The following is a 13,490-nucleotide window of genomic DNA, read 5'->3' as shown; positions in this document are numbered from 1 at the left end:
AAACGCGGGTCTTTTTGAAACAGTTAAAATCAAGCAATGGGCTTGATTTTTTTGTTATAATGAGATTAAGATTAACCTTTTCAAAAGGAGGGTGTATGGCAAAGAAAGTCAAGTTTTATCAGTTTTTCTTGTTAGTATTTTTGGTCTTATCTCAAGTGCTCGGTGCTGTGTCTACTTACGCTTTTATCATCGGTAGTGACAATCGCCGTATCATCACGGATTATAGCAAACAGCCTTATGCGGCAACGGTGGCGATCACTGTGCGGTTTTCTGACGGTTCAAGGCGGAGTTCGACGGGGGTCATGGTGGCAGACGACTTTGTTTTGACGGCGGGTCATGTCGTTTATAAGTCTGCAAGCGGCGGCTTTGCGGTGGCTGCAGAAATCACGACGGGCGCGGGTGGTAGCAAAATGCCAGGTAAGGCGCATGCTGAAGGCAAGTCAAGTTTTCGTGTGCTTACAGCCTATGCGTCGGGGGACCACAGCAGTGCGCACGATATTGGTGGCATCAAGCTCGATAAACACTTCAATGATAAGGTCGGGAAACTCGAGTTCGCAAAGACGGTGTCAGTCGGTGAAAAGGCGCGGTTGTCAGGTTTTTCGCATGATTTAAATGGCAAGCTTGGAACGTCAATCGGGAGAATCATAAGCGTCAGTCCCGATAATATCCGATACGACATGGACTCAACCGCCTCTGCCTCGGGAGCTGGGATTACAAATATGAAAAATCAGCTGCTCGCCATTCACTCGGGAGGCAATAATCACTCAAATGTCGGTGCTAGGTTGGCCGGGGAAAATCTCAAAGAAGTACAGTCTTGGTTGCCAAAGGAAAAGCTGAACTTTTGGGATCGACTGGTCGCATTTTTGAAACATCTATTTTGATCAGAAGCTACTACGGTAGTTTTTTTATGTCGTTATTTTATGATATCTATGTAGTTATTTTATCTGCTAGTTTTGCCTAGTATATCATTTTTTTCTAGTCTTTTTATGTTATATAATGGTAAATAGATAAGAATAATATGAGGTTAAAACGGGTAAAATGAAAATAAAAGTCAAAAAAGATAATCAAAAAATGGGTAATCATGAGCTGAAACAGACACATTTCAGGCTCTGGAAGTCTGGGCGGCAGTGGCTTTTTGCGAGTTCTGTCCTTGCTGTATTGGTATCGGGAGGTGTGCTTGTCAGTGCGACAGCTGCTAAAGCTGATGAGACACAGCAGGTTGAGACGGTGCTTGAAAATAAAGAGAAGCAGCAGACTGATCTTGCAAATGCGAGCAGTCCTATTTTGCGCTACACCCCCATTGTCACTGAAACAAATGCACTGCAAGTGGCGAGTATCCTAGATGATCCGTTGCGCCGTGGGGCATTTGAGGCGCAGCTGGCTGAAAATGATGCCATTTATGGCGTTGGCAATGAAGCGGGTAATGCCAGACCATCGTCGACGTCTGTTCATGTGAGCCTGCCTGACGCGATTTTAGGGGTGCATGACGGTAGTGGGGAATCGGCGGCGCGTGCGGCGAACAGTTTTGCTGAAGTTTCGGACTATGCTGGTTTTAAGCTTGCTTATCAAGATCAGAGTATTCGTTATATCAAAATCACGAAGAATTTTGCGACGGGTGTGACTGCGATTGATGATTTGGCACCACGTACGAGCGATTTGACTATTGCAGGTGGCGGTCACACGGTTGATATGCAAGGCGTTCAGATGCGCTTAGGAAATGCTGCTGCTACGCTGTCGATTTCTGGTGTGCATTTTCTTGCGACGCAGGCGGCGGATACGAGTTTGATTGCGGCAGCAAGTGCGAGTGATAGTAATGCTTGGCAGGTAAATCTGGATAATGTCACGGCAAATGCAGGTGTTGCTGAGGATGATGACGCGCGTCAAATGGTGCGTGTAGTAAATGTCATGGGGCGCAATAGCAAGCTTGTGCTATCAGGACGGATTTCAAGTCTGCAGAAAAAAGAGTTTGCCAAGGCTTCAAATATTGACATCGTAAATGGTGCCGAAATTACGGCGAAGAGTCCAAAAAACGGTGAAACAGAGGCTTTTGTGCATAATTCGGTAGCGACTGATGGCGAGGTCAATATCGGTGATGGCAGTCAGATTTCTGCAGTCAACACCTATCATGACAGTGCGCATGACCTGTTTCGTGATAACTTCCGTGTGATGACGGTCGGTGATAATGTCATCTGGCACCAAGACGGCTTTAATGCGCTGATCGAGGGTGTCGGACGCAGGACCTACACCTTTGGGAAAAATTTCAAGATGACAGCGCTTGGCATGAAGGCAGGGTACTCGATGAGTACAGGCTACGACAGTCGATTTGTCTTTAATGCGGGGACGACGCTTGAGATTCAGCAGTATAACCAATCACCGATTTTCTATATAGGTGGGCAGTCGTCAATCAAGTTCATTACGCCTAAGTCGTTGCATTTATCAAAATTTAACTATGATGGCTCAATCAGTAATGATACGACATCAATCATCAATGCAGAAAGTGCATCAAGTGAGTTTGTCCTTGAAAACTCGTCTGTCTCTGTTTGGCAGCCTGGGACTGCTCATGCAAATGGAGATGCACCAGCATTTTTCAATCCTAGTGATCCAACATCTCAAACACTGGCATTTGCACGGATGACCCTAACCAATGAAAATGGGGCACAAAAAGTCACGATAGATCCAAAAGGGGACGGAAAAACGGCGCAGGTCGTGACCATGCCGACGCATCGTGAGTTCAAGACAAATGCGCTTGACAATGGTAATATCGTGCTGAATTATGTGACACGTGACGGGCGTGTGCTCAAGTCTGTGACTGAGGACTTGTCTAGCTATTCGATTGGTGAGGAGATTTATCTCAAACGCTCGAAATATGTGCGTGATCAGATGCCTGCTGGCTATCTGTGGGCGCTTGATGAGCAGGTGGCTGCGGGGGCGCTTGCGGATAAACAAAGTAAGGGCTCGATTACCAGTGACATTGACAATGGTGATGCATCTGGGCAGGCTGAGATAGCGCTTGTGCCACGTGAGGGTGTTGGCTTTAGCTACAATATCTACGTTCAGGGCAAGCCTAGCGAGGTTAAGTATCAGTACGTGGACGTGAAAACAGGTGAAGCACTTGATATGTCAGGCGTTTCTGCGGGTGCTGAGAGCTTTGATCATCTCGTCACGGCAAATGTCGGCAACGACATTGACTGGACAAATCCTTACTATACGCGTGATAATGTGCCAGCAGGCTATGTGCTTGCGCGTGGGGAACGCTATGAGCAGCCAGAGCGCATGACTGTGGCTGAGTCTGGTAATCCTGTGACGGTGTTTTATGTGACGACGCCTAAGCAGATTGTGACGCTGACTTTGACTTACTCTGATGGGCAGGAAAGCGTCAGTGTGGACGTCGAAGGTGATAGTGGTGAGACGCTGACTTATGCGGAGCTTTTGGCGCGTGCTGAGGCTGAAGGTTTGATTGCGTCTGGTTACCATTTGCAAGATGAAAACTTAGACGAGCAGATCTTTACCTTTGATAACACGGCCAATGCGCCAGATGAGGCAGATACGGTCAAACAGTCGCTTGAGCTGATGCTGGATCCTGATTTTCAGGATGCCGTGATTATCGCAGGCGGTGAAGGCAATCCGCAAGGCTTGCCTGACTCAGCTGAGGCAGCAAAAAACACGCCTGGCTACAGCTTGACAGGTCAGACGAATGGTCAGATGGACGCCAGTCAAGTGATTACAGATGAGCAGATTCGCGAGGGTCTGCCTGATCATACGTGGTCATATACGGTAGTTGGTCCTGACGGTGTCGAATATGCAACGCTTGCTGAGGCAATCGCTGCTGTTGCAACATTTGATCGCACGTCAAATGGTAAAAACAAAAATGATAGTGACAGTCAGACATTTACCATCAAATACGAGCAAGATGAGGAGTTGTCGGATTCTGAGTTTGATTCGGACTCGGTGTATGACTCGGAGCAGGCGTCGGATGATGTTTTTGATTCGGAGTCGGCGTTTGATTCTGAGGTGGAGTCTGATTCGTTGTTTGATTCGGATTCTTTAGCAGATAGTGTGTCAGATGAGGCTAGTGATTCTAGTTTTGACAGTGATTCTTCGGAAGATAGTGATTCATCAGAAGATTCAGACTCATCTGAAGGTAGCGATTCCTCTGAAGACTCGGATTCATCCGAAGATAGCGATTCATCAGAAGATAGCGATTCATCAGAAGATAGTGATTCATCCGAAGATAGTGATTCGTTAGAAGATAGTGATTCGTCGGAAGCCAGTGACTCATCCGAAGATAGCAATTCATCAGAAGACTCGGACTCATCCGAAGATAGTGATTCGTCAGAAGACAGTGATTCGTCAGAAGCTAGTGACTCGTTAGAAGACAGTGACTCATCCGAAGATAGCGATTCGTCAGAAGACTCGGACTCATCCGAAGATAGCAATTCATCTGAAGCCAGTGATTCAACAGAAGATAGCGATTCAACTGAGGATTCAGACTCCGATGAAGATTCAGATTCATCCGAAGATAGCGATTCCACAGAAGATTCAGATTCATCCGAAGATAGCGATTCCACAGAAGATTCCGATTCATCCGAAGACAGCGATTCCTCAGAGGATTCCGATTCATCAGAAGCCAGTGATTCCACAGAAGATTCCGATTCATCTGAAGACAGCGATTCATCTGAAGACAGCGATTCATCAGAAGATTCCGATTCATCTGAAGACAGCGATTCCTCAGAGGATTCCGATTCATCTGAAGATAGCGATTCAAGCGAAGATTCAGATTCATCTGAAGACAGCGATTCAAATAAAGATTCAGATTCATCCGAAGACAGTGATTCCTCAGAAGACTCAGATTCAAACGAAGATAGTGATTCCACAGAAGACTCAGATTCAAACGAAGATAGTGATTCCTCAGAAGACTCAGATTCAAACGAAGATAGTGATTCCACAGAAGACTCAGATTCATCTGAAGCCAGCGATTCTACAGAAGATTCAGATTCAAACGAAAATAGTGATTCCTCAGAAGACTCAGATTCATCCGAAGCCAGTGATTCCACAGAAGATTCAGATTCATCCGAAGCCAGTGATTCCGCAGAATATTCCGATTCAAGCGAAGACAGCGATTCTAGTGAAGATTCCGATTCATCTGAAGACAGTGACTCCACAGAAGATTCCGATTCATCTGAAGGCAGTGAGTCATTAGAAGATTCCGATTCATCCGAAGACTCAGATTCATCCGAAGCCAGCGATTCCACAGAAGATAGCGATTCCTCAGAGGATTCAGACTCTGCTGAAGATAGCGATTCCACAGAAGATTCCGATTCATCCGAAGATAGCGATTCAAGTGAAGATTCCGATTCATCCGAAGATAGCGATTCCACAGAAGATTCCGACTCATCTGAAGATAGCGATTCAAGTGAAGACTCAGATTCAAGCGAAGATAGCGATTCAAGTGAAGATTCCGATTCATCTGAAGACAGCGATTCCACAGAAGATTCCGATTCATCTGAAGATAGTGATTCCACAGAGGATTCCGATTCATCCGAAGATAGCGATTCAAGCGAAGATTCCGATTCATCCGAAGCCAGCGATTCCACAGAAGATTCCGATTCATCCGAAGCCAGCGATTCCACAGAAGATTCCGATTCATCTGAAGATAGTGATTCCACAGAAGATAGCGATTCATCTGAAGATTCAGACTCATCCGAAGATAGCGATTCCTCAGAGGATTCAGACTCATCCGAAGATAGCGATTCAAGCGAAGATTCAGATTCATCTGAAGCCAGCGATTCCACAGAAGATTCCGATTCATCTGAAGCCAGCGATTCCACAGAAGATTCAGATTCATCTGAAGCCAGCGATTCCACAGAAGATTCAGATTCATCTGAAGCCAGCGATTCCACAGAAGATTCCGATTCATCCGAAGATAGCGATTCAAGCGAAGATTCAGATTCATCTGAAGCCAGCGATTCTACAGAAGATTCCGACTCTGCTGAAGATAGCGACTCCTTAGAAGATTCCGATTCATCCGAAGCCAGCGACTCCACAGAAGATTCCGATTCATCCGAAGATAGTGATTCCACAGAAGACTCAGATTCAAGCGAAGACAGCGATTCTAGTGAAGATTCCGATTCATCTGAAGACAGCGATTCCACAGAAGATTCCGATTCATCTGAAGATAGTGATTCCACAGAAGATTCCGACTCATCTGAAGCCAGCGACTCCACAGAAGATTCCGATTCATCCGAAGACAGCGACTCATCAGAAGACTCAGATTCATCTGAAGACAGTGATTCCACGGAAGATTCCGATTCATCTGAAGACAGCGATTCCACAGAAGATTCCGATTCATCCGAAGATAGTGATTCCACAGAAGATTCCGACTCAAGCGAAGACAGCGATTCCACAGAAGATTCCGATTCATCCGAAGATAGCGATTCAAACGAAGATTCAGATTCATCCGAAGATAGTGACTCCACAGAAGATAGCGATTCATCCGAAGATAGTGATTCCTTAGAGGATTCCGATTCATCCGAAGACAGCGACTCCACAGAAGATTCCGATTCATCTGAAGACAGCGATTCCACAGAAGATTCCGATTCATCTGAGGACAGGGATTCCACAGAAGATTCCGATTCATCTGAAGATAGTGATTCCACAGAAGATTCCGATTCATCCGAAGACAGTGATTCAAGTGAAGATTCAGACTCATCTGAAGGTAGCGATTCAAGTAAAGATTCAGATTCGTCAGAAGATAGCGACTCATCAGAAGATAGCGACTCATCAGAAGACTCGGACTCATCAGAAGACTCGGACTCATCAGAAGCCAGTGATTCGACAGAAGACTCAGGTTCAACCGAAGATAGTGATTCAACAGAAGATTCAGATTCAACCGAAGATAGTGATTCAACAGAGGCTTCAGATTCATCAGAAGCCAGTGATTCAAGTGAAGATTCAGACTCATCTGAAGGTAGCGATTCAAGTGAAGATTCAGATTCATCAGAAGACAGCGATTCATCAGAAGACTCGGACTCATCAGAAGACAGCGATTCAAGCGAAGATTCAGACTCATCAGAAGACAGCGATTCAAGCGAAGATTCAGACTCATCAGAAGATAGCGATTCAACAGAGGATTCAGATTCATCAGAAGACAGTGATTCAAGCGAAGATTCAGACTCCGATGAAGATTCCGATTCAACAGAAGATTCAGACTCATCTGAAGACAGTGATTCAAGTGAAGACTCAGATTCAAATGAAGGCAGTGATTCCTCAGAAGATTCAGACTCATCCGAAGGTAGCGATTCTAGTGAAGATTCAGACTCAAGCGAAGCTAGCGATTCCTCAGAAGATTCGGATTCGACGGAAGCCAGTGATTCCTCAGAAGATTCAGATTCAGCCGAAGCCAGCGACTCCTCAGAAGATTCGGATTCGACGGAAGCCAGCGACTTCTCAGAAGACTCAGGCTCCGACGAAGACAGTGATTCAACAGAAGACTCAGACTCGTCAGAAGATAGCGATTCCACTGAGGATTCAGACTCAAGCGAAGCTAGCGATTCCACTGAGGATTCAGACTTAAGCAAAGATAGCGATTCCACTGAGGATTCAGATTCATCAGAAGACAGTGATTCAACAGAAGATTCCGACTCAAGTGAAGCTAGTGATTCAACAGAAGACAGTGATTCAAGTGAAGATTCAGACTCATCTGAAGGTAGCGATTCAAGTGAAGATTCAGATTCGTCAGAAGATAGCGACTCATCAGAAGACTCGGACTCATCAGAAGCCAGTGATTCGACAGAAGACTCAGACTCAAGCGAGGATAGCGATTCCACTGAGGATTCAGACTCAGATGAAGACAGCGATTCAAGTGAAGATTCAGATTCGATGGAAGCCAGCGAATCGACAGAAGCTAGCGATTCCTCAGAAGATTCGGATTCGACGGAAGCCAGCGATTCAAGTGAAGACTCAGATTCAAATGAAGACAGTGATTCCATAGAAGATTCAGACTCATCCGAAGGTAGCGATTCCACAGAAGATTCCGATTCATCCGAAAATAGTGATTCCACAGAAGATTCCGATTCATCTGAAGGCAGTGACTCATTAGAAGATTCCGATTCATCAGAAGATAGTGACTCATTAGAAGATTCAGATTCATCTGAAGACAGCGATTCTACAGAAGATTCCGACTCTGCTGAAGATAGCGACTCCTTAGAAGATTCCGATTCATCCGAAGACAGCGACTCCACAGAAGATTCCGATTCATCTGAAGACAGTGATTCCACAGAAGATTCCGATTCATCTGAAGACAGCGATTCCACAGAAGATTCTGATTCATCAGAAGATAGTGATTCCACAGAAGATTCCGATTCATCCGAAGACAGCGATTCCACAGAAGATTCCGATTCATCCGAAGACAGCGATTCCACAGAAGATAGCGATTCAAGTGAAGATTCAGACTCTGCTGAAGATAGCGACTCAAGTGAAGATTTAGATTCAAGCGAAGATAGCGACTCAATTGAAGATTCAGATTCAAACGAAGATAGCGATTCAAGTGAAGATTCCGACTTTGCTGAAGATAGCGATTCTTCAGAAGACTCAGATTCATCCGAAGACAGCGATTCCACAGAAGATTCAGACTCTGCCGAAGATAGTGACTCAATTGAAGATTCGGACTCTGCTGAAGATAGCGACTCAAGTGAAGATTCGGACTCTGCTGAAGATAGCGATTCAAGTGAAGATTCGGACTCTGCTGAAGATAGCGACTCAATTGAAGATTCGGACTCTGCTGAAGATAGCGACTCAATTGAAGATTCGGACTCTGCTGAAGATAGCGATTCAATAGAGGATTCAGATTCTGCCGAAGATAGCGACTCAAGTGAGGATTCGGACTCTGCTGAAGATAGCGACTCAATTGAAGATTCGGACTCTGCTGAAGATAGCGACTCTGGTGAAGACTCAGATTCATCCGAAGACAGCGATTCCACAGAAGATTCCGATTCATCTGAAGACAGCGATTCCACAGAAGATTCCGATTCATCTGAAGACAGCGATTCCACAGAAGATTCCGATTCATCCGAAGATAGCGATTCAAGCGAAGATTCAGATTCATCTGAAGACAGCGATTCTACAGAAGATTCCGACTCTGCTGAAGATAGCGACTCCTTAGAAGATTCCGATTCATCCGAAGACAGCGACTCCACAGAAGATTCCGATTCATCTGAAGACAGTGATTCCACAGAAGATTCAGATTCATCTGAAGACAGCGATTCCACAGAAGATTCTGATTCATCCGAAGATAGTGATTCCACAGAAGATTCCGACTCATCTGAAGACAGCGACTCCACAGAAGATTCCGATTCATCCGAAGACAGCGACTCATCAGAAGACTCAGATTCATCTGAAGACAGTGATTCCACGGAAGATTCAGATTCATCTGAAGACAGCGATTCCACAGAAGATTCCGATTCATCCGAAGATAGTGATTCCACAGAAGATTCCGACTCATCCGAAGATAGTGATTCCACAGAAGACTCAGATTCAAACGAAGATAGCGATTCTAGTGAAGACAGTGATTCAGATGAGGATTCAGATTCAACAGCGGATAGCGAATCAGCAACTGCGCTAGATTCTACAGAAGATTCGGACTCATCCGAAGATAGCGATTCCACAGAAGATAGCGATTCCTCAGAGGATTCCGATTCATCTGAAGATAGTGACTCTTCAGAAGACTCCGAATCATCCGAAGATAGCGATTCTACAGAGGATTCAGATTCATCCGAAGCCAGTGATTCCACAGAAGATTCCGAATCATCCGAAGCCAGTGACTCCTCCGAAGATTCAGATTCAACAGAGGCTAGCAGCACCGTAGATGCTCCGGGTAATAATCCGCAAACGCCGCCTGAAACTGCACCCGTTTTCGCAGCTCAGCAGCCATTTTCTGCGCCAACACCGGTGCAGATCGTCATGCCACAGGGGCAAAATGCGCCTGTCGATGCACCTGCAAATGGTAATGAGCCAGTAGCAATAGCAGACGCACCAGCTGAAGATGTACCGACGACCCCAGCGCCGTCTAAAACTGCTGATTCAGAAGAGACAATCACCCTCCCAAACACTGAAGGTGACACGGGTCTCATGCAGAAGCTCATCCCAGGTCTACTAGCAGGTCTGATTGCAGCGGGAGGCCCTGGCGCACTGCTTTTGATGCGCCGCAAGGATGTGCTCGTTAGTATGAGTCAAGCTTGTGATGTTAAGCGGACGCCTATGCGTAAGATGACAGGCGATGATCTTGAAAAGCTACGCAAGGACAAGGAATTACGCTTTGCGGAAATGGCAAGAAAATCTGACTATCTCTTGATTTTTACGGATATGGGTAATGTGATTTACCGCAAGGTTAAGATGTTGAAAAATCTCAAGATAGATGAAGAAGGTGAGGTGATAAGTGCGCTTTCAAAGGCGATTAACGTCAATGAAACGCCAGTATTTACAACGATTGTCAAAGATTTCAAAACGGATGACAAACTCGCAGTCATAACAAAAAATGGTTTCACAAAGCAAATTAACCTTGCAGATTTGGCACCAAATCAGTCAGGAAATCGGGATAGCCAGAGCTTTGAGAAGCTGACCAATCAAGATCGTGTGATTTTATTGGCACCTGTTTCAAATGCAGAAAAGCTGAACTTACTCACTGAAAATGGTCAGCCTATTTCAGTTAATCCGGCAGATTTTCCAGTCAGATTATTAGCAGAAAAAGGTGTGAAACTCAAAAATCTACCCAAAACAATGAAATTTAGCAAGATAAACAGCTAAAAACAGGACATAAACGCCGATTTCGGATTAGAAATTGGCGTTTATTTTTGTCTCAAACAAATAATAATAGTTTATACTAGAATAATCTTTCACAAAGTGATATAATAAGTTCGTAAATAAATTTTGGAGGAACTTAAGAAATGGCAATCGTTTCAGCAGAAAAATTCGTTGCAGCAGCACGTGAAAACGGCTATGCAATCGGTGGATTCAACACAAACAACTTGGAGTGGACACAAGCTATCTTGCGCGCAGCAGAAGCTAAACAAGCTCCAATCCTTATCCAAACTTCAATGGGTGCTGGTAAATACATGGGTGGTTACAAAACTGCTAAATATATTATCGAAAACCTCGTTGAATCAATGAACATCACTGTTCCAATCGCAATTCACCTTGACCATGGTCATTTTGAAGATGCAAAAGAAGTTATTGAAATCGGCTATACATCATTGATGTTTGACGGTTCACATCTTCCAATTGCTGAAAACCTTGAAAAAACAAAAGAAATCGTTGCACTTGCTCATGCTAAAGGCATCTCTGTCGAAGCTGAAGTTGGTTCAATCGGTGGTGAAGAAGACGGTATCATCGGCGAAGGCGAATTGGCACCAATCGAAGATGCAGTTGAAATGGTTAAAACTGGGATTGACTTCCTTGCGGCTGGTATCGGTAACATCCACGGTCCTTACCCTGCAAACTGGAAAGGTCTTCACCTTGACCACTTGCAAAAATTGACTGACGCTGTTCCTGGTTTCCCAATCGTCCTTCACGGCGGTTCAGGTATCCCTGACGATCAAATCAAAGCAGCCATCAAGATGGGTGTTGCGAAAGTCAACGTTAACACTGAAAGCCAACAAGCATTCGCGGCAGCAACACGTAAATTCGCTGCTGAATACGAAGCTAACGAAGCTGAATACGATAAGAAAAAATTGTTTGACCCACGTAAATTCCTTAAACCAGGTATTGACGCAGTTCAAGCAGCAGTCGAAGAACGCATCGACGTTTTCGGTTCTGCAAACAAAGCTTAAGACCGGATTATATCTGATTAAAAGTAAAAACGCCCGTTTGGGTGTTTTTGCTTTTTTATTCATAAACTTGACCTGTCCTATTTGAGACAGGGATTTTACCAAAGAAAAGAGGATTCGTGGAAACAGATCATAGTAAACATGTTGTCACAAAGATATTTAATCAATCATTTTTAGAGATTTTTCTGATCAATTTTTTGGTCATGATTACCTTTTATAGCCTGACCGTGGCGATTGGACCTTATGCAGTCGATGCGCTTGGCTTATCGCAGGCAGTTGGGGGGCTTCTCGTTGGAATTACAGTGATTGGCTCGCTTTTTGCAAGATTATCGAGCGGCATCCTCATGGAAAAACTCAACACCAAACAGATTTTGTTTGTTGGTGCGGGAATATTGCTTATCAGCTTGATTTCCTATCCGCTCATCACAAGTTTGAGTTTGCTTGTCATCATGCGGTTCGTCCAAGGGATTGCGATTGGCCTGATTGGAACGATTACGAACACAGCGATTGTCCTTGTTGTGCCGCCTGATCGCAAGTCTGAAGGCATTTCTTATTTTAGCTTGTCTACGATTATAGCGACAGCTTTTGGGCCATTTTTGGCACTGATTTTGATTGACAGTATCGGGTTTAAAAATCTGTTTTTCCTCGAAATTATCCTTGGTATTTTGGTTCTTGCGGCGATTTTTATGGTGCATGAGTCAGCCGTTGACCTGCCAAATAAAGGCAAGCATCAAAAAATCAGCATCCATAGTTTTGTTGAGCCAAAAGTCTTGCCTATTGCACTAGTTATGCTGATTGCAGCGATTTCTTACAGTGCCATCCAAAGTGATCTCAGCTTTTTTATGAAGTCTGAACACATGGCCAAGTATTCGAGCATTTTCTTTGTTATCTATGCGGTTTCAATCCTTGCTAGTCGGCCATTTACAGGTGTGCTTGCAGATAAGAAAAATGAAAACTATGTTGCCTATCCGTCCTTCATTCTTTTGATTTTAGGCTTTGTTGCACTCAGTCAGGTCAATGGCGTCTTTCTCTTTATCGTGTCTGCGATTCTGATTGGTGTGGGATTTGGTAACTTACAGTCAACGATTCAGTCAACTATTGCGAAAATGGTGCCAATCGATCGACTCGGTGTCTCAACCTCGACCTACTTTATCCTGTTTGACCTAGCTTTTGGGATTGGACCTGTGATTTTAGGGATTATCGCACCAATCATCGGTTTCAAAGCACTGTTTGAACTCATGATTTTCGTTGTTGCGGTGTCGCTTGTTCTATACTATTTTGTCCATGGCAAAAAGATTCAGTAAAACGGGTGTGAAAAAAGCACTTTGACTAATGAAAAGTCAAAGTGCTTTTTGATTTCAGTCTTGAATAGTTCAGACGTCAGCGCGTAACACGTCGCCGTATTCTGCTTTTTGGTCAAATTCCTTGCGGGCAAATGGGCAGATTGGGAAGATTTTCTTGCCTTCACGTCTTGCTTTTTCGACCACTTGGAAAACGAGTTGTTCAGCTAAACCTTGGCCACGGTGGTCAGGATTGACACCAGTGTGAACAACGATGAGGGTATCCTCAGCTTCCATAAAAGCGATTTCGCCGGCCTGTTGCTGTGTTTTTTCGTCAATGAGAACGATTTGGTCCCCTTGATCTTGAAATGAATAGTCTGCCATGTGCTGT

At 44.6% G+C, this 13,490-nt stretch carries 5 protein-coding genes; 4 read left to right on the top strand and 1 reads right to left on the bottom strand.

Annotation, left to right across the window (positions count from 1 at the left end; all coding sequences use genetic code 11):
• The first annotated feature begins 95 nt into the window (after positions 1-95).
• From Hs20B_RS06730 to Hs20B_RS06715, 4 genes are all read left to right on the top strand, one after another.
• Positions 96-881: a trypsin-like serine protease gene (locus Hs20B_RS06730; protein WP_172356883.1), complete on the top strand. Its 786-nt coding sequence runs from the start codon at positions 96-98 to the stop codon at positions 879-881.
• A gap of 157 nt (positions 882-1,038) precedes the next feature.
• Complete coding sequence (locus tag Hs20B_RS06725; protein ID WP_172356846.1) at positions 1,039-10,800, top strand: KxYKxGKxW signal peptide domain-containing protein; 9,762 nt, start codon at positions 1,039-1,041, stop codon at positions 10,798-10,800.
• Between the two features lie 140 nt (positions 10,801-10,940).
• The gene (locus tag Hs20B_RS06720; RefSeq protein ID WP_172356881.1) at positions 10,941-11,822 is read left to right on the top strand and encodes a class II fructose-bisphosphate aldolase; all 882 of its coding nucleotides are present in this window, start codon (positions 10,941-10,943) and stop codon (positions 11,820-11,822) included.
• Positions 11,823-11,938: 116 nt separating this feature from the next.
• Positions 11,939-13,123: an MFS transporter gene (locus tag Hs20B_RS06715; RefSeq protein WP_228407523.1), complete on the top strand. Its 1,185-nt coding sequence runs from the start codon at positions 11,939-11,941 to the stop codon at positions 13,121-13,123.
• A 69-nt stretch (positions 13,124-13,192) separates the two neighbouring features.
• On the opposite strand, the gene Hs20B_RS06710 is transcribed toward Hs20B_RS06715, so the two are convergent.
• Positions 13,193-13,483, bottom strand: a complete 291-nt coding sequence (locus tag Hs20B_RS06710) for a GNAT family N-acetyltransferase (RefSeq protein WP_267130154.1) — start codon at positions 13,481-13,483, stop codon at positions 13,193-13,195.
• Between the last annotated feature and the right edge of the window lie 7 nt (positions 13,484-13,490).

It is taken from the genome of Pseudolactococcus insecticola, from assembly GCF_011170065.1.
GTDB lineage: Bacteria > Bacillota > Bacilli > Lactobacillales > Streptococcaceae > Pseudolactococcus > Pseudolactococcus insecticola.
This window is presented reverse-complemented; position numbering and strand designations above follow the sequence as displayed.

Coding starts and splice junctions, on each gene's coding strand:
- Hs20B_RS06720 (WP_172356881.1), top strand. CDS start 10,941: ATGGCAATCGTTTCAGCAGAAAAATTCGTTGCAGCAGCACGTGAAAAC.
- Hs20B_RS06730 (WP_172356883.1), top strand. CDS start 96: ATGGCAAAGAAAGTCAAGTTTTATCAGTTTTTCTTGTTAGTATTTTTG.
- Hs20B_RS06725 (WP_172356846.1), top strand. CDS start 1,039: ATGAAAATAAAAGTCAAAAAAGATAATCAAAAAATGGGTAATCATGAG.
- Hs20B_RS06710 (WP_267130154.1), bottom strand. CDS start 13,483: ATGGCAGACTATTCATTTCAAGATCAAGGGGACCAAATCGTTCTCATT.